Source organism: Crenobacter oryzisoli (assembly GCF_030385785.1).
GTDB classification, from domain to species: domain Bacteria; phylum Pseudomonadota; class Gammaproteobacteria; order Burkholderiales; family Chromobacteriaceae; genus Crenobacter_A; species Crenobacter_A oryzisoli.
This window is the reverse complement of sequence record NZ_JAUEDK010000065.1, coordinates 1-23,074: the sequence shown is the minus strand read 5'-3', so window position 1 is coordinate 23,074 and position 23,074 is coordinate 1. Positions and strand designations below refer to the sequence as shown.

At 60.9% G+C, this 23,074-nt stretch carries 19 protein-coding genes, 1 tRNA gene and 1 rRNA gene; 4 read left to right on the top strand and 17 right to left on the bottom strand.

Annotated elements, in window-relative coordinates; genetic code table 11:
- Window positions 1–68 precede the first annotated feature (68 nt).
- The 3 genes from QU481_RS21445 to QU481_RS21435 form a co-directional block, all read right to left on the bottom strand.
- Window positions 69–145: transfer RNA gene (locus tag QU481_RS21445), tRNA-Ile, on the bottom strand.
- Window positions 146–223: 78 nt separating this feature from the next.
- Window positions 224–1,759: ribosomal RNA gene (locus QU481_RS21440) — 16S ribosomal RNA — on the bottom strand.
- A 471-nt stretch (window positions 1,760–2,230) separates the two neighbouring features.
- On the bottom strand, window positions 2,231–3,127 hold the full coding sequence (locus QU481_RS21435) for a DMT family transporter (RefSeq protein ID WP_289832037.1): 897 nt from the start codon (window positions 3,125–3,127) through the stop codon (window positions 2,231–2,233).
- A 98-nt stretch (window positions 3,128–3,225) separates the two neighbouring features.
- On the opposite strand from QU481_RS21435, the gene QU481_RS21430 reads away from it, so the two are divergent.
- Window positions 3,226–4,017, top strand: coding sequence for an AraC family transcriptional regulator (locus QU481_RS21430; RefSeq protein WP_289832036.1), 792 nt, complete (start codon window positions 3,226–3,228; stop codon window positions 4,015–4,017).
- Window positions 4,018–4,168: 151 nt separating this feature from the next.
- Here the strand turns inward: QU481_RS21430 and QU481_RS21425 are convergent, their stop codons facing one another.
- Window positions 4,169–4,801, bottom strand: a complete 633-nt coding sequence (locus QU481_RS21425; RefSeq protein ID WP_289832035.1) for a DsbA family protein — start codon at window positions 4,799–4,801, stop codon at window positions 4,169–4,171.
- Window positions 4,802–4,932: 131 nt separating this feature from the next.
- On the opposite strand from QU481_RS21425, the gene QU481_RS21420 reads away from it, so the two are divergent.
- On the top strand, window positions 4,933–5,835 hold the full coding sequence (locus tag QU481_RS21420) for a LysR family transcriptional regulator (protein ID WP_289832034.1): 903 nt from the start codon (window positions 4,933–4,935) through the stop codon (window positions 5,833–5,835).
- A 138-nt stretch (window positions 5,836–5,973) separates the two neighbouring features.
- On the opposite strand, the gene QU481_RS21415 is transcribed toward QU481_RS21420, so the two are convergent.
- The 11 genes from QU481_RS21415 to QU481_RS21365 all read right to left on the bottom strand — a co-directional run bounded on the left by QU481_RS21415 (window position 5,974) and on the right by QU481_RS21365 (window position 17,847).
- A complete protein-coding gene (locus QU481_RS21415; protein ID WP_289832033.1) occupies window positions 5,974–6,741 on the bottom strand; it encodes a sulfite exporter TauE/SafE family protein in 768 nt (255 codons plus the stop codon).
- A 685-nt stretch (window positions 6,742–7,426) separates the two neighbouring features.
- Window positions 7,427–9,361, bottom strand: coding sequence for an RNA polymerase sigma factor RpoD (rpoD, locus tag QU481_RS21410; RefSeq protein WP_289832032.1), 1,935 nt, complete (start codon window positions 9,359–9,361; stop codon window positions 7,427–7,429).
- 86 nt (window positions 9,362–9,447) lie between these two features.
- A complete protein-coding gene (gene dnaG, locus QU481_RS21405; RefSeq protein ID WP_289832031.1) occupies window positions 9,448–11,211 on the bottom strand; it encodes a DNA primase in 1,764 nt (587 codons plus the stop codon).
- Window positions 11,212–11,222: 11 nt separating this feature from the next.
- A complete protein-coding gene (locus QU481_RS21400) occupies window positions 11,223–11,669 on the bottom strand; it encodes a GatB/YqeY domain-containing protein (protein ID WP_289832030.1) in 447 nt (148 codons plus the stop codon).
- A gap of 118 nt (window positions 11,670–11,787) precedes the next feature.
- Window positions 11,788–12,000 (bottom strand): 30S ribosomal protein S21, encoded by a 213-nt coding sequence (gene rpsU, locus QU481_RS21395; RefSeq protein ID WP_289832029.1) that lies wholly within the window; start codon window positions 11,998–12,000, stop codon window positions 11,788–11,790.
- 119 nt (window positions 12,001–12,119) lie between these two features.
- Window positions 12,120–12,911, bottom strand: a complete 792-nt coding sequence (locus QU481_RS21390) for a thiazole synthase (RefSeq protein WP_289832028.1) — start codon at window positions 12,909–12,911, stop codon at window positions 12,120–12,122.
- A gap of 113 nt (window positions 12,912–13,024) precedes the next feature.
- Window positions 13,025–13,228 (bottom strand): sulfur carrier protein ThiS, encoded by a 204-nt coding sequence (gene thiS, locus QU481_RS21385; protein WP_289832027.1) that lies wholly within the window; start codon window positions 13,226–13,228, stop codon window positions 13,025–13,027.
- Between the two features lie 3 nt (window positions 13,229–13,231).
- The gene (locus tag QU481_RS21380) at window positions 13,232–15,388 is read right to left on the bottom strand and encodes a RelA/SpoT family protein (protein WP_289832026.1); all 2,157 of its coding nucleotides are present in this window, start codon (window positions 15,386–15,388) and stop codon (window positions 13,232–13,234) included.
- A gap of 16 nt (window positions 15,389–15,404) precedes the next feature.
- The gene (rpoZ, locus tag QU481_RS21375) at window positions 15,405–15,608 is read right to left on the bottom strand and encodes a DNA-directed RNA polymerase subunit omega (RefSeq protein ID WP_289832025.1); all 204 of its coding nucleotides are present in this window, start codon (window positions 15,606–15,608) and stop codon (window positions 15,405–15,407) included.
- A 72-nt stretch (window positions 15,609–15,680) separates the two neighbouring features.
- Window positions 15,681–16,307 carry a guanylate kinase gene (gene gmk, locus QU481_RS21370; protein ID WP_289832024.1) on the bottom strand — a complete coding sequence of 209 codons (627 nt, stop codon included), beginning with the start codon at window positions 16,305–16,307 and terminating at the stop codon, window positions 15,681–15,683.
- Window positions 16,308–16,482: 175 nt separating this feature from the next.
- The gene (locus QU481_RS21365) at window positions 16,483–17,847 is read right to left on the bottom strand and encodes an NCS2 family permease (RefSeq protein WP_289832023.1); all 1,365 of its coding nucleotides are present in this window, start codon (window positions 17,845–17,847) and stop codon (window positions 16,483–16,485) included.
- Between the two features lie 880 nt (window positions 17,848–18,727).
- On the opposite strand from QU481_RS21365, the gene QU481_RS21360 reads away from it, so the two are divergent.
- Together QU481_RS21360 and QU481_RS21355 are read left to right on the top strand one after the other, a co-directional pair.
- Complete coding sequence (locus QU481_RS21360) at window positions 18,728–20,047, top strand: NCS2 family permease (protein ID WP_289832022.1); 1,320 nt, start codon at window positions 18,728–18,730, stop codon at window positions 20,045–20,047.
- Between the two features lie 101 nt (window positions 20,048–20,148).
- Window positions 20,149–20,706: an adenine phosphoribosyltransferase gene (locus QU481_RS21355; protein ID WP_289832021.1), complete on the top strand. Its 558-nt coding sequence runs from the start codon at window positions 20,149–20,151 to the stop codon at window positions 20,704–20,706.
- Between the two features lie 181 nt (window positions 20,707–20,887).
- On the opposite strand, the gene arcD is transcribed toward QU481_RS21355, so the two are convergent.
- Window positions 20,888–22,354 (bottom strand): arginine-ornithine antiporter, encoded by a 1,467-nt coding sequence (arcD, locus tag QU481_RS21350; protein ID WP_289832020.1) that lies wholly within the window; start codon window positions 22,352–22,354, stop codon window positions 20,888–20,890.
- Window positions 22,355–22,694: 340 nt separating this feature from the next.
- Window positions 22,695–22,835 carry a DUF3149 domain-containing protein gene (locus tag QU481_RS21345; RefSeq protein ID WP_289832019.1) on the bottom strand — a complete coding sequence of 47 codons (141 nt, stop codon included), beginning with the start codon at window positions 22,833–22,835 and terminating at the stop codon, window positions 22,695–22,697.
- Between the last annotated feature and the right edge of the window lie 239 nt (window positions 22,836–23,074).

The window sequence follows — 23,074 nt, the reverse complement described above, 5'->3', positions numbered from 1 at the left end:
ATCGAACCGACGACCCCCTGCTTGCAAAGCAGGTGCTCTCCCAACTGAGCTATGCCCCCAACTAGAACTGGTGGGTCTGGTTGGACTCGAACCAACGACCCCCGCCTTATCAAGACGGTGCTCTAACCAGCTGAGCTACAAACCCAGTTGTCTCGCTACTCTTGAACCGCTGAACAACCGATAGGCTGTGAGAACCTGAACCCATGCAGGGCTTTTTCTCTAGAAAGGAGGTGATCCAGCCGCAGGTTCCCCTACGGCTACCTTGTTACGACTTCACCCCAGTCATGAAGCATACCGTGGTAAGCGGGCTCCTTACGGTTACCCTACCCACTTCTGGTATCCCCCACTCCCATGGTGTGACGGGCGGTGTGTACAAGGCCCGGGAACGTATTCACCGCAGTATGCTGACCTGCGATTACTAGCGATTCCGACTTCATGCAGGCGAGTTGCAGCCTGCAATCCGGACTACGATCGGTTTTATGAGATTAGCTCCCCCTCGCGGGTTGGCGACCCTCTGTACCGACCATTGTATGACGTGTGAAGCCCTAGCCATAAGGGCCATGAGGACTTGACGTCATCCCCACCTTCCTCCGGTTTGTCACCGGCAGTCTCGTTAAAGTGCCCAACTTAATGATGGCAACTAACGACAAGGGTTGCGCTCGTTGCGGGACTTAACCCAACATCTCACGACACGAGCTGACGACAGCCATGCAGCACCTGTGTCTCGGCTCCCTTTCGGGCACCCTCACGTCTCTGCGAGGTTCCGAGCATGTCAAGGCTAGGTAAGGTTCTTCGCGTTGCATCGAATTAATCCACATCATCCACCGCTTGTGCGGGCCCCCGTCAATTCCTTTGAGTTTTAACCTTGCGGCCGTACTCCCCAGGCGGTCGACTTCACGCGTTAGCTGCGTTACCAGGGATTTCAACCCCCGACAACTAGTCGACATCGTTTAGGGCGTGGACTACCAGGGTATCTAATCCTGTTTGCTCCCCACGCTTTCGTGCATGAGCGTCAGTATCATCCCAGGGGGCTGCCTTCGCCATCGGTGTTCCTCCACATCTCTACGCATTTCACTGCTACACGTGGAATTCCACCCCCCTCTGACGTACTCTAGCTTGCCAGTTCCAAACGCAATTCCCAGGTTGAGCCCGGGGCTTTCACATCTGGCTTAACAAGCCGCCTGCGCACGCTTTACGCCCAGTAATTCCGATTAACGCTTGCACCCTACGTATTACCGCGGCTGCTGGCACGTAGTTAGCCGGTGCTTATTCTTCAGGTACTCTCATCCCCAGTGGATATTAGCCACTAGGATTTGCTCCCTGACAAAAGTCCTTTACAACCCGAAGGCCTTCTTCAGACACGCGGAATGGCTGGATCAGGCTTTCGCCCATTGTCCAAAATTCCCCACTGCTGCCTCCCGTAGGAGTCTGGGCCGTGTCTCAGTCCCAGTGTGGCGGATCATCCTCTCAGACCCGCTACTGATCGTCGCCTTGGTGAGCCTTTACCTCACCAACTAGCTAATCAGACATCGGCCGCTCGAATAACGTGAGGTCCTAAGATCCCCCACTTTCCCCCTCAGGGCGTATGCGGTATTAGCACACCTTTCGGTGCGTTATCCCCCATTACTCGGTACGTTCCGATGCGTTACTCACCCGTTCGCCACTCGCCACCAGACCGAAGTCCGTGCTGCCGTTCGACTTGCATGTGTAAAGCATTCCGCCAGCGTTCAATCTGAGCCAGGATCAAACTCTTCAGTTCAATCTTTCGCTAATTTCGTACTTGGCTGCAAGCTCAAAGAAACCATGCGATTTCCTTAATCTTGCGGCATGAGCTCCTGATCAATCCAGGCTCTCACACCTATCGGTTGTTCGTGCTGTTAAAGAGCGTTGTTGCTGACTGGCTTCGCTTCGTGGCGTTGCTGGGTCAGCAGCAGAGGAGGCGAACTATACCCCCCGCCCCATACTCCGTCAACACCTGCCTGCTGAAAAAATGAGAAAAACCGGCAAGCCAGAGCAAAAGCACAACCAAGACATTGATAACAAACAAATTATGATTATTAACTGTTTTACAAAAACAGCCCGACCAGTCGCTGGCCCGCCAATGGCGACCTTTCTGACCCTGGCTCCATCCCCAATTCCGACCGTTAAACCCGCTGCATCACCCCAAAAAACCAAAAGCCAGGCCGAACTGACGTTCGGCCTGGCTTTGATGACATATAGGGCCGGCCGATCAGGCTAGTGCCACTCGACGACGCAACGGCTGCTTCAACTTCTGTGCCAGCACGACGCCGAGCAGCGTGATGCTTCCTCCTATCACGTGGTAGGCATGCAGCGTCTCACCAAGGAACAGCATCGCGATCGCAACGGTGAATACCGGCAGCAGGTTCATCAGGGTTGTGGTTCGGCTCGGACCGAGCTGAGCGACACCATGCATCCACAAGAATGGTGCAATCACCGAGGCGGGAATGCCGGCGAACAACACCAGCGGCAGACCGCCGGTAGTGATCGGTGGTGCCGACTGGGTCAGGTAATAGACGAACAGCACCAGGTTGGCACACCAGATCTGCACAAACAGCGAGTGCCAGTTGTTGAGTGGCAGCGCCCAGCGCTTCAGCAGCACCCCGTAGGCGGCATAAGACAAACAGGCGAGCAGCATCAGTCCGTCACCGGTGGTGACGCCATGCGCCAACAGCGACGCCGGGTTACCGTGACTGAGCAAATAGCCGAGGCCCAGCAGCGACAGCACGCCGCCTGCGATGCCACCAACCGTCGGTACCTCACCGAGCAGCAGCACGCTCAGCCCTACTGCCAGCAGCGGCATCAGCGATGCGAGGATGCCCATATTGGTGGCGGTGGTGGTCTCGGCCGCGATGTAGGCCAGGCACTGGTACATCACCATGCCGAGCAGGCCGAGCACGAACAGTTTGGGCAGATAAGGCAAAATCGCGCGCCGCTGGTGCCAGACCGGCTTTAGCAGCACGCTAGCCATCAAGAGGCCGGCGAGCAGCCAGCGGTAGAAGGAGATGGCCGACGGCGCGATCACGCCGGCGGCGAGTTTGCTGACCACTGCATTGGCCGACCAGATCAGCACGGCGGTAAGCGGCAGCCCATAGTGTTTCAGGTTCATATCCGGTTTCCCGATAGGACGATGGATGAAAGCCATTCTCACACCGTCCTATTAGCAATATATAATGAAAACCAGACATTTCATGCGCTGATCCAGACATGACCGACAATCCCCCTCTCTGCCCGCCACTGCTGACCGAGCTGCCCTATCCGGTGTATTTCCGCATCGATGATTTCGCCGCGAATTCGCGCTTCGTCAGCCACAGCCATCCATGGGGGCAGCTGAACTACTCGGCGGCGGGCGTCATGGAGTTGAGTATCGACGGACAGCGCTTCCTGTCACCACCGCAGTACGCGGTATGGATTCCGCCCGGCCTGCCGCACGATGCGCACATCCACCAGAACGTGATCTATCACTCGGCCTATATCGATGCGCCGCTGTGCGGCGATCTACCCGACAAGCCGTGCTCGCTGGTGCTCAGCCCGATCCTGAAGGCGATCCTTGCCGATTTCGCCGAGCGCGGGCTAGCGATCCCGGCGACGCCGGCTGACCGTCGCCTCGCCGACGTGCTGGTCGACCAGCTGAAGGCGGCACGCTGTACCCGCAACTATCTGCCGGCCAGCGACGACCCGGTACTCGGCACGCTGTTGGCCGAACTGCAGCGCGAGCCGGGTTGTAACCGCTCACTGGTCGACTGGGCCGCGCGCCTGCACGTGACCGAGCGCACGCTGGCAAGACGCTGCCAGCGCGATCTGGGTATGAGTTTCGGCGAGTGGCGGCAGCGACAGCGCTTCCTCGCTGCCCTCCCCCTGCTGGAGGCAGGAACGCCGGTGCAGACGGTGGCACTCGAGCTGGGCTACAGCACCTCATCGGCGTTCATCGCGATGTTCCAGCGTCATAGCGGCACCACGCCGGACCAGTACCGCCGCCAACAGGGCAGCCGCAACTGAACGCTGCCCCCAATAAAAAGGTTGGCCGAACCGCCCACCGCGATTCGGGCAACCTCTTATGCATTAGCGACACAAGCCTTTATCCAGGCAAGGCACAGCCATCCGGGCCGCAGGCCGGGCCATCCTGATCAGCTGCTGGGACGGCTGGCAGCTACTGGCACAACATGGCGAGCCAGGCATCAGGGCTCCCCAGATAGGCGCCGAGCTCCAGACGTTCGAAGTGGCCGCCCCGTTCCAGCACCAGCGTCGGGAAGCCCTGGCCACCGACCCGGGCCAGCAGCTCGCGACTGGCGGCGATATGGCGCAGCACCTTGCCCTCGCTCCCTGCATTCAAGGCCGCGCTAAATTCGGCCTGATCCAGCCCCAGTTCGGTGGTCAACTCGACCAGTGCCGCCGGCTCGGCAATGCGACGGCCTTCGACGTAGTGCGCCCGTTGAAGGCGCTCGAGCAGCGCCAGCCCTCGCCCGGCCATCGATTCGGCCGCCAACACTGCCGCGATTGGCGGCTCGGAGTCGAACACCGCACCGGCATCGCGCAGCAGCCCGTCGAAGTAGACATCGCCGAATGGCTGGCCGGTCAGCGCGGCGATGCGCTGGTCGTGCGGGATCACATAGCGGCGCAGCGCGTCAGTGACCGGCTGGCGATTGGCGCCGGCCATCATGCCGCCGCCGTGCAGCGCGATGTGCAGGCCCGGCAAGCTGGCCGCGACGTGCACCAGCGGAGCAGCGGCGTAACACCAGCCGCAGAACGGATCGTAGATATAGTGCAGGGTGGCTTGTTGCATGGACTGACCTCGTTGATTCGGCGCTACCAGCGTTTTAGGCCGGACCGCGATGACAATGAGGCGAGTCTAACGACTGGTACCGCCGCGAAAAACCGCGTACAACGCGTTTGTTTATTGCACAGATCGAGCAAATGATGGATCGACTCACCGCCATGCACGTCTTCGTCACTGTCGTCGATCGCGGCAGCCAAAGCGCCGCCGCCGAACAGCTCGACATGTCGCGGGCGATGGTGTCGCGCTATCTGGCCGAACTGGAGGACTGGCTGGGCGCGCGGCTCCTACATCGCACGACCCGTCGACTGAGCCTGACCAGCGCCGGCGACGAGGCCTTGCCGCGCTGCCGACAGATGCTGGAGCTAGCCGACGACACACTGGCCGCCAGCCGAGCACCGCACGAGACGCCACAGGGACTGCTGCGCGTCACCGTGTCGACCGGTTTCGGCCAGATGGTGCTGGCACCCGCGCTAGCCGACTATGTAGCACGCTACCCGAAGACCGCGGTGGACCTGCTACTGCTCGACCGCGCGGTGAATCTGGTCGAGGAGCGCATCGATCTGGCGGTGCGGATCAGCAATGACCTCGACCCCAACCTGATCGCGCGCAAACTGTCGGTGTGCCGCTCGGTGGTATGTGCGGCACCGAGCTACCTAGTCCGACACGGCACGCCGCAGCGCGCCGAGGAACTGGCACTGCACAACTGCTTGACCTACAGCTACTTCGGCAAGAGCTTGTGGCGCTTCGAGCGCGACGGCGTACCGATCGCCGTGCCAGTTGGCGGCAACCTGTCGGCCAACGAGTCGACCGTGCTGCTGCAGGCGGCGCTGGCTGGCGCCGGCATCACCCTGCAGCCGACGTACGCGGCCCTCCCGCTGATCCGCTCCGGCCAGTTGGTCGAGCTGCTACCCGACTGCATGCCCGACACGCTCGGCATCTACGGCGTGTACGCATCGCGACGCCAGCTGTCGCCAACGCTGAAGAGCCTGCTCGACTTCCTCGCCGAGCGCTTCGGCCCAGAGCCGTACTGGGATCGCTGACGCCCCCCCTTGCCTCCAGTTTGATCAAAGAAGCCGAAAAGCGCCCCGGCACTCAGCCAAACTCGGCCACTCTCAAAACAAAAAGCCTGCATCGCAGATCGATGCAGGCTTTCATCTAGAGACAGGCAAAGACGCTCCTCACACCACCAGCTTGGCGCCAACCACCACCAGCATCACTGCCAGCGCTGGGCGCAGCAGGCCTTCGGCCATCTTGTGCGTCAGCTTGCTACCCAGCCAGATGCCCGGCAGCGAACCCACCAACAGGTTCACCAGCAGCGGAATGTCGAGGTTCCCAAGATGGGCGTGACCTAGACCGGCGACCAGGGTCAGCGGCACTGCGTGCGCGATCTCGGTCCCGACCAGACGGGTAGTCGGCAACGCCGGCAGCAACACGAACAGCGCCAACGTCCCGAGCGCACCGGCACCGATCGAGCTGAGCGTCACCAGCACACCCAGCATCACCCCGGTCAACACGATCAACGGGCGCAGCGATTCGAACGAGGCATTGCGAAAGCGCCCCGGCACACGCTTGAGCAGCCAGGGTTTGAACAGGATCGCCACCGAGGTCAGGATCAGCGCCACGCCGAGCATGCTCTTGATCAGCGAATCCTGCTGGTGCGAAGCCAGATGGGCAGTCGACAGGAAGAACAGCGTCGCCATCGACGCCGGCACGCTACCTGCGGCCAGCCAGCCTACCAGCCGCCAATCGACATGCCGCTGACGGTGATGCACCAGTACGCCGCCGGCCTTGGTCACAGCGGCGTACAAGAGATCAGTGCCGACCGCCGTCGCCGGGTTGATCCCGAACCATAACAGGATTGGCGTCATCAGCGAGCCACCGCCCACGCCGGTCAAACCGACGATGAAGCCCACCACTAACCCTGCCACTACATAACCCAGTTCCATTGCTGCTTCTTTCGACACTGTCGCAATGCCGACGATGCTACCGCAGCACTATATAACCGAGTTATACCGATTCCTTAATACGAAATTCGAAACAAGTCTATTCCAATGGCGGCGCGGCTTTGCGCCGCACAGGTAATATCGCAAGTGCGCCCGGCCAGCCCCCTCCACAGCCAGGCGCAGGCAGCAGCGTTGGCCAAACGACGGACAAGAAAAAACCGCGCAGACCTTGTCTGCGCGGTTCGGTGTCTGGTGGGCCCCCCGGGAGTCGAACCCGGCACCAACGGATTATGCTTACCAACTACGGCTTTCGCCGCCCCTTTTGGGTTTGTGGTCTGGACTGTCTCTTGTCTTTACGACCTGCCCGTACAGTCTCTACACGTTCCCTCATGAGCGAGGGCTTCGCTCGGGATTACCACGGCCATGCCAGAGGCTTCCCCGACTTTGAGCAGTTCTACCCGGGAGCAGAGTTAACTTACCCCAGGGCAACCCATACGACGCGATTCCGTACTCTTTCGAGCCGTAGGAACCGCACCCTTTAAGTCCGCTGCTCTAACCAAGCATGAGCTAGAGGCCCGAAGAGCAGCGATTCTACCGACTGTATGCCGCTGAGGTCAAAGTCTCGCGACAAAAAAGAACAAGCCCCAGCAAACTGGGGCTTGTCGTGCGACTTAAAAAGCGGGCGGACTTACTGGTTGCCCGGTTCGTTGTCGAGGAAGCTGCGCAGACGTTCCGAACGAGTCGGATGACGCAGCTTGCGCAGCGCCTTGGCTTCGATCTGACGGATCCGCTCGCGGGTCACATCAAACTGCTTGCCCACCTCTTCCAGCGTGTGGTCAGTGTTCATGTCGATACCAAAGCGCATGCGCAGCACCTTCGCTTCGCGTGGCGTCAGGGTGTCGAGCACTTCCTTGGTCGCCTCGCGCAGGCTGGCGTACATCGCCGCTTCGGACGGAGCCAGGTTGTTCTGGTCCTCGATGAAGTCGCCCAAGTGCGAATCGTCGTCATCGCCGATCGGGGTTTCCATGGAGATCGGCTCCTTGGAAATCTTCATGATCTTGCGAATCTTGTCCTCGGGCATCTCCATCCGCTCGGCCAGTTCGGCCGGATCCGGCTCGTGACCGGACTCCTGCAGAATCTGTCGGCTGATCCGGTTCATCTTGTTGATCGTTTCGATCATGTGCACCGGAATACGGATGGTACGTGCCTGGTCGGCGATCGAACGGGTGATCGCCTGACGGATCCACCAAGTAGCATAGGTCGAGAACTTGTAGCCGCGACGGTATTCGAACTTGTCGACCGCCTTCATCAGGCCGATGTTGCCTTCCTGAATCAGATCGAGGAACTGCAGACCGCGGTTGGTGTACTTCTTAGCGATCGAGATCACCAGACGCAGGTTGGCCTCGATCATCTCGCGCTTGGCGCGACGAGCTTTCGACTCGCCCATCGACATCTGGCGGTTGATCTCCTTCAGCTCCTTGATCGACAGCATCGCACGCTCTTGCAGTTCGCCGAGCTTGGTCTGCTTCTCGATGATCGAGTACTTGAAGCGGGTCAGCGCCTCGCTCCACACGCGACCACGGTCGATCTCGTCTTCCACCCATTCCAAGTTGGTCTCGTTGCCCGGGAAGCGGTCGATGAAGTGAGCACGGTCCATGCGCACACGGGTCACACAGATGTCCTGGATTTCACGCTCGTAGCTGCGGATTTCCTCGACCTTGCTGCGCAGGCTCTCGCACAGGCTTTCGATCTGACGGGTCGCGAAGCGCACTTTCATGAACTCGGCGGTGATCGCTTCCTGCAGCTCGATGTACTGCTTGTGCTGGCTGCCGTGCTTGTTCAGCACTTCCACCAGTTGGTCGAACAGGGAACGCACGCCGGCGAAATGCTCCAACGTCTGGCGCTTCAGTTCTTCGAGGTTGGCCGCGCTCAGGCCGGCGGCATCGCCTTCCTCGTCGCCGCTCTCTTCCTCGTCTTCGGCGTCCTCGTCAACTTCCTCTTCGCTGGCCACCGGCTCGGCGAATTCGACCTCTTCGCTGGTCTCGGCATCCGGATCGATGAAGCCGTCGATCACCTCGTCGACGCGGATCTCTTCCTTCTCGATGCGCTCGACCAGGCCAAGTACCTCGGCGATCGTGCCTGGGCAGGCCGAGATCGCCTCGATCATGTTCTTGAGGCCTTCCTCGATGCGCTTGGCGATCTCGATTTCGCCCTCGCGGGTCAAGAGCTCGACCGTACCCATTTCACGCATATACATGCGCACCGGGTCGGTGGTGCGACCGAATTCGGCGTCAACCGACGACAAGGCTGCTTCAGCCTCTTCCACTGCATCTTCGTCGGCCACAGTCGGGGTGCCATCGGACATCAGCAGCGACTCGGCATCCGGGGCGACGTCGGTCACCTGGATACCCAGACCCTGGATCATGCCGATGATGTTCTCGATCTGCTCAGCGTCCGAGACATCTTCCGGAAGGTGGTCGTTGATTTCCGCAAAGGTCAGGTAACCACGCTCTTTGCCGAGCGCGATCAACTGGCGAAGCCGCTTGCGCTGCTCTTCCAGAGTCATCTGCTCAGGAGCTTGATTGTCCTGCTCGTCGTTGTTCAAATCGTGGGAGGCCGCCATTTGGTTTCCTGCTCAAAAATAAAGCCGAAAAAACACTTGATTATATCACAACACGTCAAGCACTGTTTGGGGCGCCGGGGCAGCCGCTATCTGGGCAGCAGCAGCTCCAGCAATAAGCGTTTCTCTTGAGCACTTAGACCTTCGCTGCGGTCCTTTTGTTTTAGTCGCTCAAGCTGTGAGTTCCGCAGAATCTTGAGGAGCTTATCGTTGCCCTCCTGAAACTGCGTACGCGCCTCATCGCTGGGCGCATCGAACTCGGCCGGATCTTCCATCGCCTGTTGCAGCACACTGTCCACCAGCCCCTCGTAGGGGGTTCCGCGTACGCTTTCAATTAGCTGTGCGGTCGATAGCGGTTCGACGTGTTGCTCAACGGTTTCAGCCAACATGGCAAGACAGGCCAGTTCGTCCGACAGCACCATGCTGTCTGGAATCTGTACATCGCGCGACCAAGCCGGGTTCATCAGCAACCACTTGATCTGTTTGCGCGCGATCGGGGTATTGATCTGCCGGTTCGACTCAGCCGGCAGACGGTATTCGCGTTTACCGCTGCGCTGGGCCGGCTTAGCCTGGCCAGTCAGTTGCTCGAAGTCGTCAACGCTGACACCGGCCAGTTCCGCGAGCCGCTGGCGGATCATAAAGCCGAGCGCCGGTGCAGCGATCTGTGCCAGCAGCGGCTTGGCTTGCCTGATCAGATCGGCCCGGCCTTCCGGCGTATTCATATCCGCCCGCCGGGTCAGTTCGCGCACGAAGTACGCCGACAGCGGCAGGCTCTCTTCTAATAATTGCTTCTCGAACGCATCAGCGCCAAATGCGCGCACGAAGCTGTCCGGATCGTGCTCGGTCGGCAGGAACAGAAAGTGCAACGCCTTTCCGTCGACCAGCATCGGCAGCGCATTCTCCAGCGCCCGCCACGCCGCCTTCTGCCCCGCCGCATCGCCATCGAAGCAGAAGTACACCGCATCCGCGTGGCGCAACAGTTTCTTTACATGCTCGGCGGTGGTCGCGGTACCGAGGGCGGCAACTGCATAGCCAACGCCGAACTGCGCCAACGCCACCACATCCATGTAGCCCTCGACCACCAGCACGCGGTTCTTCTCGCGGATCGCCTGGCGCGCCTCGTACAGGCCGTACAGCTCGCGGCCCTTCTCGAACAGCGGCGTCTCCGGCGAGTTCAGATACTTCGGTTCGCCCTTGCCCAGCACCCGCCCGCCGAAGCCGACGATGGCGCCGCGCTGGTTGCGGATCGGGAACATCACCCGGCCGCGGAAGCGGTCATAACGCTTGCCCTCGTCGCCGGCGATCACCAAGCCAGCCTCGACCAGCTTGTCATCCTGATAATCGCGGAACACCGCGGCGAGTGGCTGCCATTCGTCCGGCGCGTAGCCCAGCCCGAAATGCGCCGCCACCTCGCCGGTCAGGCCCCGCCCCTTGAAGTAGGCAACCGCCTGCGGCGAGGACTTCAATTGTTGCTTGTAGAACTTCGCCGCCAGCACCAGCGACCCCTCCAGCGACAGCTGGCGCTCGCGCGCCACTCGCGCCGCCTCGGGATTGGCCGACCGCACCTCCGGCACCGCCATGCCGACCCCTTCGGCCAACAACTTCACCGAGTCGATGAAGCCGAGCCCCTGGTACTCCATCACGAAGCCGATCGCCGAACCGTGAGCACCGCAACCGAAACAGTGGTAGAACTGTTTGGCCGGACTCACTGTAAATGAGGGCGATTTTTCCTTGTGAAAGGGGCAGCAGGCAAGGTAGTTCTGGCCGCCCTTCTTGAGCGGCACATAGCGGTCTATCACGTCGACAATGTCGACGCGTGACAGCAACTGGTCAATGAAATCCTGCGGGATCATCCGCGCGGCAATCAGGCGCTCAGACGGGCCTTGATCTTGGCCGACACCACAGTCATGTCGGCACGGCCGGTCAGTTGGGTGCGCAGCACGCCCATCACCTTGCCCATGTCCTGCATGCCGGCGGCACCGGTAGAGGCCACCGCCTGCTCGATCAGTGCGGCGATTTCGTCGTCGGAGAGAGGCTGCGGCAGGTAGCCAGCCAGCACGTCCATCTCGAAGCGTTCTTTGTCGGCCAGGTCGGCGCGCTGGGCCGCCAGGTATTGCTCGACCGAGTCGCGACGCTGCTTGATCATCTTGTCGATCACTGCAGTAATGCTGGCGTCGTCGAGCTCGATACGCTCGTCGACTTCCTTCTGTTTGATCGCCGCCAGCAACAGGCGGATCGTCGCCAGTTTGTCGGTTTCCTTGGCCTTCATGGCCGCTTTCATGTCGTCGCTAATGCGGGTCTTCAGACTCATGATGCTCTCTGCTGGCGGTGATGGCCCACCCGAAGGCAAGCTGGGGAAAATCGGTACGCACAAATGGCAAAACCGCAGGCATCGCCTGCGGTCCTGCGTTTTGCGCCAAGCGGGAAGCTTAGTAGAGCTTCGGCGGCAGCGTCTGGCTGCGCAGGCGCTTGAAGTGACGCTTCACGGCAGCAGCGGCTTTGCGCTTGCGCTCGGCGGTCGGCTTCTCGTAGAACTCACGTGCGCGCAGTTCGGTCAGCAGACCGGTTTTTTCCACAGCGCGCTTGAAGCGGCGCATCGCCACTTCAAACGGTTCGTTCTCTTTAACGCGAATGTTCGGCATTGACTCGAATCCTTAAATTCTGAAAGCTAAATGCTTGATAAAGGTGGAATTCTAACAACATTGGGCGGACAGGGAAAGTCCGCCAGTCAAAACGACGGCCCGACTGTGCGCTTTGCGCATCAGCTCCGGCTCGAAATCACCCCCTCACGTGGAGAACTTGGTGTGGCACTGTAAAAACGCTTCGGCATGCGCCCGGCCAGATAGGCGGCACGCCCGGCTTCCACCGCGAGCTTCATCGCGTGCGCCATGCGCACCGGCTCACGGGCTGCGGCGATGGCGGTATTCATCAGCACGCCATCGCAGCCCAATTCCATCGCAATCGCCGCGTCCGACGCGGTCCCGACGCCGGCATCGACCAGCACCGGTACTTTCGATTGCTCGATGATCAGCTGCAGATTCCACGGGTTGAGGATACCCATCCCGGAACCGATCAGGCTGGCGAGCGGCATGATCGCACAACAGCCGATATCTTCCAACTCACGCGCGATGATTGGATCATCCGAAGTGTAGACCATCACGTCGAAACCTTCCGCCACCAGCACCTCGGCGGCCTTCAGCGTTTCCTTGACGTTCGGGAACAGATTGGTCGGATCGCCGAGCACCTCGAGCTTCACCAGGCGGTGGTCGTCGAGCAGCTCGCGAGCCAAGCGCAGGGTGCGGATGGCATCGTCGGCGCTGTAGCAACCGGCAGTGTTCGGCAACAGGGTGTAGCGATTCTTCGGCAAGGCGTCGAGCAGGCTCGGCGAATTCGGGTCCTGCCCAAGGTTCACCCGACGGATCGCCACGGTGACGATCTCCGCGCCGGACGCATCGAGCGCCTGCGCGGTTTCATCGAAATCCTTGTATTTGCCGGTGCCCACCAAGAGGCGCGAACCGTACGCCTTGCCGGCGATGACGAGTTGGTCGTCCATCCCTTACTCCTTCCATCAGATATTGCAGGTTTAGCGGATGCCCTCTCGCCCTACCCTTGCCGTTCGGCGGCACCGACTCTCTGGCCGATCTGCCGCCCTACTACTGCCTAGCGTCAACCGCCTCCGACCGCGACCACGACCTCCAAGGCATCGCCGTCATGCAGCGCTTCGAGCGCATGGCGACTCTTCGGCACGATCTCGCCGTTGCGCTCTACCGCCAGCCGCTTGCCGGCCAACTCCAGCGCCCCGATCAGATCGGCGATCGTTGCCACCTCGGCGAACTGACGCGCCTCGCCGTTCAGCGTAATCGACAACACGAACTATCTCCTCTCGACCTGCTGGACCGCGTCGATCTGCGACACGATCGCCAGCGTCTGCTCCAGGTGGGCGACGCTCTCCACCTGGATGCGGAAAATGATGTGAATGAAACCGTCACCGCGATGAGTGTCCTGCGTATCCACCGTCTCGATGTTGGCCGACGCGTTAGAAATCGCCGACGCCACTTCGGCCAGCATGCCACGCTGATTGCGCGCCAGCACACTGATCACCGCGCCGAACAGACGGTCCTTCTGCGGCTCCCACGCCACGTCGAGCAGCTTGTCCGGCTCGACGCGCTTGGCGTTCGGGCAACTGCTGCGGTGGATCACCAAGCCTTGGCCCTTGGTGATCACGCCGACGATCGCATCACCCGGAATCGGGTTGCAGCAACTGGACAGCTGCACCGAGCCGCCCTCGTTGCCACGGATCGTCACCGGACCGACACGCACTTCCTCGCCGAGTTTCTCACCGGCGAGTTCCACTAGTCGACGCGCTGCGACGATCGGCATCAAGCGCCCCATACCGATCTCGGCCAGCACCTGCTGGAACGACTCGGACTTCTCGCTGTACTCGGCCAGATAAGCCTCGCGCAGCGAATCGGTCAACACCAGCGGCGATACCGCCAACGCGGCCAGTGCCTGGCGCAGCAGCCGCTCGCCAAGCTGCTGCGACTCCTCGCGCTGCAGGCCCTTCAGATAGCTGCGGATGCCGGAACGCGCCCGGCCGCTGACGACGAAGTTGAGCCAGGACGGGTTCGGCTTGGCTTGGGTCGCAGTGATGATCTCGATGGTATCGCCGTTGCGCAGCTCGGTGCGCAGTGGCACCAGTGCATAGTTGACCCGTGCAGCGATACAGCGATGGCCGACGTCGGTGTGCACCGCATAGGCAAAATCGACCGGGGTGGAGCCTTGCGGCAGCACCATGATCTTGCCCTTCGGGGTGAACACGTACACTTCATCCGGGAATAGATCGATCTTGATGTGCTCGAGAAACTCGATCGCATCGTCGCTCTCGGCCTGGATGTCGAGGATGCTCTGCAGCCACTGGTGGGTACGCTGCTTCGCCGCGTCCAGGCTGGCGTCGCCGCTCTTGTACATCCAGTGGGAGGCAATGCCCGCCTCGGCCACCGAGTGCATCTCCTGAGTGCGGATCTGGATCTCCACCGGGGTGCCGTACGGGCCGAACAGCGTGGTGTGCAGGCTCTGGTAGCCGTTACCCTTCGGGATCGCGATGTAGTCCTTGAACTTGCCGGGAATCGGCTTGTACAGGCCGTGCAGCGCGCCGAGCGCCAGGTAGCAGTTGGCCACGTCTTTGACGATCACCCGGAAGCCGTAGATGTCGAGCACCTCGGAGAACGACAGTTGCTTCTCCTGCATCTTCTTGTAGATGCTGTAGAGGTTCTTCTCGCGCCCCTTGATGGCCGCCTCGACATGGCAGTCGGCCAGCTTCTGCTGGATCGCCTGGGTGATCTTGTTCACCACCTCTCGACGGTTACCGCGCGCCGCCTTCACCGCCTTGGCGATCACCGAATAGCGGGTCGGATACAGGTGCTTGAACGCCAGGTCCTGCAGCTCGCGATAGACCTGGTTCAGGCCGATGCGGTTGGCGATCGGCGCGTAGATTTCCAACGTCTCGAGCGCGATGCGCTTGCGCTTGTCCTCGCGCATCGCGTCGAGGGTGCGCATATTGTGCAGACGGTCGGCCAGCTTGACGATGATGACGCGGATGTCGCGCGCCATCGCCAGCACCATCTTGCGGAAATTCTCGGCCTGGGCCGCCTCGCGGGTGGCGTACTCGAGCCGCTCCAGCTTGGAGAGGCCGTCGACCAGGTCGGCGATGGTCTTGCCGAACCCCTCGGCCAGCGTCGACTTGGTGACGCCGGTGTCCTCCAGCACATCGTGCAAGAGCGCCGCCGCCAAGCCCTGCGCGTCGAGCCGCCACTCGGCCAGCATCGACGCCACTGCCAGTGGATGGGTGATATAGGGCTCGCCGCTCTTGCGGGTCTGCCCTTCGTGCGCATTGCGGCTGACCTCGAACGCCTGGCGCAACAGCTGCACGTCTTCCGGCTTCAAATAGCGGCCGGCCGCCCCGAAAAAGGTTTCGGCATCCGCTGCGATCTGCGCGGCGTAGTCCACTGGAATGACGGGTTCTGCGCTCATGACGTCCAAGGGAAAATCAGACCTTGCGGCTCAATACTTCCTTGCCCACGTGGCCGGCTGCGATTTCGCGCAGCGCCACCACGGTCGGTTTGTGGCGGCCGCCTTCGACAAAGGCGGTCGAACCCGACGCGATCTGGCGCGCGCGGTAGGCGGCAGCCAGGGTCAGGTCAAAACGGTTTTGGATGCGATCCAGACAATCGTCAACGGTAATACGAGCCATACAATCCTCTTCTCAGCAATGCCGGGATACCCAGCGTCCCACTATATAGAAAAACCAGTCGGCGACCAACGCTCAACCTGGCGTATGCAACTGCATCAGCACATCGCCATGCCGCGCCAGCTGGCGGGCAGGACGCAGGCGCTCGGCCCGCACCACGCTGATCAGGTCGAGCGTGGCGGTCCCCAGGTCGTCGTTGATCAATATGTAATCGAAGGTCTCGGCGTGATCGATCTCGCTGCGCGCCATGGCCAGACGACGCGCGATGACCTCGTCACTGTCGGTGCCGCGACCGCGCAGGCGGCTCTCCAGCTCCTCGAGCGACGGCGGCAGGATGAAGATGCTGACCGCGTCGGGAAAGAGCTTGTGCACCTGCTGCGCGCCCTGCCAGTCGATTTCGAGCAGGATGTCGCGCCCTTCTGCCAAGCGTTCACGGATCCAGGTTGCACTGGTGCCGTAATAATTGCCGTATACCTCGGCATACTCGAGGAACTCGCCGCGCTCGATGCGCGCCTCGAAGTCCTCGCGCGTGACAAAATGGTAATGGCGACCCTCGACCTCGCCCTCGCGCGGTGCACGAGTGGTATACGACACCGAGTGTTGCACAGCGCGCTCGGCCGCCAGCAATGCCGCCACCAACGTCGTTTTGCCCGCACCCGAGGGGGCCGTGACGATGAAGATGTTGCCGCTTAACTGGACCATGGCACTGTTCCCTTCGGTGAAATCAATCTTTCAGGGTACCACAATACGGTAAAACGCTTAAGTGCACGCGGCCAGATCCGAGCCTGGGTACGCCCTCCATGTCCAGATAAAACACCAAACCCTCCGCCGAAGCGGAGGGTTTGGTTTGTTCGCGCGCCAGCGTACAGACTAGCGATCAGATCGCCCAGCCACCGGCGTAGAACACCGCCAGCGCAATGGCGATGGCCACGGTGCCGACGTTCAGCTTCTTGAACTCGCCGCCGATGATGCGGCCGATCACCAGGGTGCTGAAGCCGAGCATGATGCCGGTCACGATGTTGCAAGTCAGCACGATGAACACGGCGCAAACCAGGCCGGCCATCGCATCGACCATGTCGTCCATGTGCAGCTTGCTGATATTGCCGAGCATCAGGAGACCCACGTACATCAGCGCCGGGGCAGTCGCGTAGGACGGCACCAAGGCTGCCAGCGGCGAGAAGAAGATCATCACCAGGAACAGCGCGCCCACCACGGCGGCGGCCAGACCGGTCTTGGCACCGGCGGCCACACCGGCAGCCGACTCGATGTAGGCCGCAGCCGGCGCACCGCCGAAGAAGCCGGAGAAGATCGAGCTGAGCGAGTCAGCAGTCAGCGCACGGTTGCCGTTGATGATATGACCATGCTCGTCGAGCTGGCCGGCCTGCCCTGCCACGGCGCGGATGGTACCGGTCGCGTCGAACACGGCGGTCATCACCAGCGCCAGCACGCTCGGGATCACCGCAGAGCTCAGCGCACCATGCAGGTCCATCGAACCGATCAGCGACTTACCCGGAGCCCCCAGGCTCGGCATCGAGAACACGCCGCTGAATTTCACCGCTGGGTCGAAGATCAGGCCGAGGATGGAGATGGCGATGATCACCAGCAGAATGCCACCCGGCACGCGACGGCGCTCCATGCCGAAGATCGCAGCCAGGCCCAGGATCGACATCAGCACCGGGAAGGCGGTGATATTGCCCAGCGCCACCGGCAAGCCCGGATGGGCGTTCTTCACGACCAGACCCACGCCGTTGGACGCGATCAGCAGCAGGAACAGGCCGATACCCACCCCGGTGCCGTGCGCAACCCCGGCCGGCAGGTTTTTCAGGATCCACGAGCGCACGCCGGTGACCGAAATGGCGGTGAACACGATGCCCATCAGGAATACGGCGCCCAGCGCTACCTGCGGCGACAGATGATGGCCCAGCACCAGGCCGAAGGCGGTGAAGGCGGTCAGCGAAATCGCGCAACCGATGGCCAGCGGCAGCTTGGCCCACAGGCCCATCAGCAGCGAACCAAAGGCAGTGGTCAGGCACACGGCGACGAACACGGCGCTCTTGTCGAAGCCGGCCTCACCCAGCATGCCCGGTACGACGATGACCGAATAGACCATCGCCATGAAGGTGGTAATGCCCGCCAGGACTTCCTGGCGCTGGGTGCTCCCGCGCGCCGAAATCTGGAAATACCGGTCGAGCTTGCCCCTACCTTCAGCAACTCCAGCGCCAATGCCAGCTTGTTCAATCATGATACAGCTCCTTTATCAGCGTGCTGAAACGGCCAGACTCCTGCCCGTCATCAGGTTTGCTCTCATGTGTCTAAATGTGTGTGAACAAGGGAAAGGTCAGATAAGCCATGTGGCCCGCACCTCTCTATTTCCCTGCTGTATGCAAATACAACCAAGTACGTCTTGAAGGGGGTCTGCCCCGAAAACGCCAACCATGGTTCAACTTGAAGCGATTGCAGCAGGTAAGACAGGCAAGGATTGGCGGGTAAGTGCCGCACAGTGACGCAGCGGACCGCGCGTCGGAACTGTCGCACCACTTTTCACGCCGGCCCGACAGCCGTCCGGCCGTCTTGCAGGCGTACCCCACCCGTCAGATAAGACGAGCAGTGATTCCTTCTCCTCACATCCGTCGACAGCCTTTGTTGTTTTTGATGGCTGCCTCTCTCCTTTTGCAGAACCCGCTTCCGCACGGAAATCTTTTTTGTAACCGGTTTCCGTTGCGACTCAGGTAGACCCGGAACCCCTAGTAGAGACACCAGACCTTGCAACTATCTTACAATCAAGATTCTTTACATTGCAACCAATTGCCGTGCCACCCATCGGAAAATTGGAAAGGCATTCCATTTTTCTGACCTTAAGCGGTATCACCGCTGGCTTCGCTCGTGTTGTGAAAGTGTCGGAAAGCCTGACCGATCGTGGCCAAACGGAAGAAACGGGAACGTCGGGAGTGCGGTCATCGCGGCTAGCAAGAAGAGCAATCAGAGGGCTCCAGCTGCCGCCAGATGATCTTTCACGAAAGCTACTTTATGTCAAGATAAATTTGCACGACGGAAAGTATCTTTTTCGCTAAGCTACGCACGCTTTTTAACAACACTACATAACTAACGAGGATCAGATCGGGATGGAAGTCTCAGCAAATCCGTCGAGCGGCCTGCTGGAGAGGCTGTTCAAACTCAACGAAAACGGCACCACCGTGCGCACCGAGGTGATCGCCGGCATTACCATTTTCCTGACCATGGCGTATGTCGTGGTGGTCAACCCCGCGATCCTGTCGATCACCGGCATGGACTTCAAGGCGGTGTTCGTGGCGACCTGCATCTCCGCGGCGATCGGCAGCGCGATCATGGGCTTGGTCGCCAATTATCCGATCGCCCTAGCACCGGGCATGGGCCTGAACGCCTACTTCACCTTCACCGTGGTCAAGGGCATGGGGGTGCCCTGGCAGATCGCGCTGGGCGCGGTATTCCTGTCCGGCTGCCTGTTTGTCGTGGTCAGCCTGTCGAAGGTGCGCGAGCAGATCATCAACGCCATCCCGACCTCGCTGAAATTCTCGATCTCGGCCGGCGTGGGCATGTTCCTCGGCCTGTTGGCGCTGAAGAGCTCCGGCATCGTGGTGGCCAGCCCGGCCACCTTCGTCACCCTCGGTAACCTGCACGCCCCGAGCACACTGCTGGCGATCTTTGGCTTCTTTCTGATCCTGGCGTTGGAATACCGCAAGGTACACGGCTCGATCATCATCGGCATCCTGGCGGTGACTGCGCTGTCTATCGCTTTTGGCCTGTCGAAGTTCGAGGGCATCGCCGCACCGATCCCGAGCATGGCGCCGACCTTTATGCAGATGGACCTGAAGGGCGCGCTGTCCGCCACACTGATCGGCGTGGTCTTCGTGTTCTTCTTCGTCGACCTGTTCGACACCACCGGCACCCTGGTGGCCGTCGCCCACCGCGCCGGCATTTCCAAGGACGGCAAGCTGCCGCGTCTGAAGCGCGCACTGATGGCCGACTCGACCGCGATCATCGCCGGCGCGGCGATGGGGACTTCGTCGACCGTTGCCTACATTGAATCCGCCGCAGGCGCCGCCGTGGGCGGCCGTACCGGTCTGACCGCCACCGTCGTCGCCATCCTGTTCATCGCCTGCCTGTGGCTGTCGCCGCTGGCAGCCAGCGTGCCGGCCTATGCCACCGCGCCGGCGCTGTGCTATGTGGCGGTGCTGATGACCCGCGGTCTTGCCGAAGTGGAATGGGACGACCTGACCGAAGCCGCCCCGGCGGTGATGGGCGCGCTGACCATGCCGTTCACCTACTCGATCGCCGACGGCATCGCCTTCGGTTTCATCAGCTACGCGCTGGTGAAGCTGCTGGCCGGCCGCGCCCGCGAGGTGAAGCCGGCGGCGTGGATCATCGCCGTGCTGTGGATCCTGAAGCTCGCCTTCCTGCACTGAGCGAGCCTTCTTCAATACCGAGCAGGCCGCCCTACGGGGCGGCCCGTTTTTGCGATGGCCGGTCGCCGCAACCGGCCGCCGCGCCTGCTACAATTCGCCCCATGGAAAATCTCAGCAATCTCGACTATTCCAGCTACCTGAAGGACTGGATTCGCGCCGTGCCTGACTGGCCACACGAAGGCGTGATGTTCCGCGACATCACTCCGCTGCTCCAGAATCCCAAGACCTTCCGCATGCTGATCGACATCTTCGTCCACCGCTACATGGGCGAGAAGATCGATGTGATCGCCGGTCTAGACGCCCGCGGCTTCATCATCGGCTCGGTGCTGGCTTACGAACTGAACGTCGGCTTCGTGCCGATCCGCAAGAAAGGCAAGCTGCCGTACACCACGGTGGAAGAGGAATACGAGCTCGAGTACGGCAACGCCACGGTGGAAATGCACACCGACGCGGTGAAGCAAGGTGACCGGGTGATCCTGATCGACGACCTGGTAGCGACCGGCGGCACCATGATGGCTGGCTACAAGCTGCTCAAGCGCCTCGGCGCCGACGTGGTCGAAGCCAGTGCGATCATCGAGCTGCCTGAACTGAAAGGCGGCGAGTTGATCCGCGGGTCGGGCCTGTCGCTGTTCACCGTCTGCTCCTTCGAGGGACTGTGAGGGCTAGCCCTCTCTTCTTGTCGAAACACGCCGCCCCCTAAAGGCGGCTTTCTTTCGGCCCTCTTTTGGCGGACCTGACCCTCGCTAAAAGGGCGGCCCAAGGGCCGCCCTGCTGCTGCCACGCCTTTCCCCTACCACGCGCAGCCATTCACTCTGCGGGCGAGAGGCGCTTCCCGCAAGATCAGATGCGGATGGCGCCGTTTGCCAGCAGATAGGCAGCGTAGACGCCGAGCACAACCACGACGGCAGCGATGACGGCCTCGAAGCCCTTGAACGGTTTTTCGCCATGCTCGCTCTTTGCCTTCAGGTAGAACAGCACGCCCGGGGCGTAAAGCACCATCGACAGGAACAGATAGGTCGGGCCGGCTGCGTAGATCAGCCACACGCCGTAGACCGAGGCGATCAGACCAATCAGGATGTCCTTGTTCCGGGCCGCATCGCCGGCCGGATAACCCTCTCCGCGCATTGCGACGACCAACGCGTACAGGCCGCACAGCAGGTAGGGGATCAGGATCATCGAGGTCGCCAGCGACAGTAGCGCCAGGTAACCCGCCGAGCTGAACAAGGTGATGACCAGGAACAGCTGCACCAGGCCGTTGGTCAACCACAGTGCGGCGGCAGGAGAGCCATTGGCATTGAGCTTGCCGAACACCTTCGGGAAGATGCCATCCTTACCGGCGAGGTAGGGGATTTCGGCGGCGAGCAGCGTCCAGGCGAGCAGCGCACCACCGACCGAAATCACCAGACCGACGTTGATCAGCGTGGCGCCCCACGGGCCGATGGCAGCCTTCAACACACCAGCGGTCGACGGATTCTTCAGGTGCGCCAGCTCTTCCTGGGTCAGCACGCCCATCGACAGCAGCGACACGGCAACCAGCAGGGTGATGGTCAGCAGGAAGCCGATCACCGTGGCCTTGCCCACCTCTTTCATCGACTCGGCACGACTGGAAAACACCGATGCGCCTTCGATACCGATGAACACCCACACGGTCACCAGCATCGAACCCTTGACCTGATTGATCACCGAGCCGAGCGCCGGACTGCCCCAGAAGTCGGTGTTGAAGGTCTTGATGTTGAACGCAAAGATCACGATCACGACGAACAACGCCAGCGGCACCAGCTTAGCGACCGTGGTGATCGTGTTGATGACAGTGGCGCTCTGCACCCCGCGCAGGATCAGCGTGTGCAGCCCCCATAACAGCAGCGAGGCTGCGATGATCGCCGGCAGCGTGTTGCCTTCGCCGAAGAACGACAGCGCCCCGAAAGCGCCGAGCGCCGAGAAGAACACCACCATGTACGAGACGTTGCCAATCCACGCCGAGATCCAGTAACCCCAGGCCGAGTTGAAGCCGATGTAATCGCCGAAGCCGGCACGGGCGTACCCGTAGACGCCGCCTTCGATCTCAGGCTTGCGGTTGGCCAGGTTCTGGAATACGAACGCCAGGGTCAGCATCCCCACGAAGGTGATCGCCCAAGCGATGACGATTGACCCCGCACCCGAACTGGCTGCCATGTTTTGCGGCAGTGAGAAGATCCCGCCGCCGATCATCGACCCCACAACCAGCGCGGTCAGCGCGCCAAGCCTCAGCTTGCTGGAGTCGGCGGCTCGCACCGTGCCGCTTGTTTGCACTTCGGTTCCAGAAGACATAATCGAGCTCCCATTTACAAATTCACAAATTGTTTTAATATTATTGAATTCTTATTTGTTTATGAAATAATAAGACGGGAGGATCAGCGCTTCTAGCAGTAAGCGGCGCTTGCTTGACCAGGGTCAAACACCTTGCCCCAAGCGCTCCGACAGCCACAAGAAACTTAATACCTGGCGTCGTTTCATATGCGACCCCATGCGAATCGGCCATTCAGCGACCGCCGTTTATCCAGCAATAACTAGACACCCGCTTTGGACGACACGACAGCAAAATCGGGATAAGGCGCAACACCCTATCCCGATCGCATGGCAAGAAAGCCCCGACAGCCTCGAACCGGCCCTACTCCGGTAGGCGGGGCTCGCTACGCACCTTGCGGATAAAAATCGCTACACAGGTGCCGACTACCACTATGGTCAGCACAATGACGATCAGGCTGAGCAGACCGACATCCGAACTCAGCAGTTCTTTCCATAGCTCCATGTCACCCTCCCGTGAACGCCGCTTAACTCAATCAGCATAATCGCTTACCGCCAAAGCCCCTTTGATGCACGTCAAGTCGGTGTCATAGGCAAAAAAAACAGCCCCGCAATGCGGGTAATGCCGTTCACTTAAGCAAGTGAACGGCATTTTTCATGGTGCGAATCTTGCTCATATTCCGGCCAGGTTGACTCCCTCACGTTGGTCAAGATGGTAAGCAAGGCTCATAAACACCCTGATTT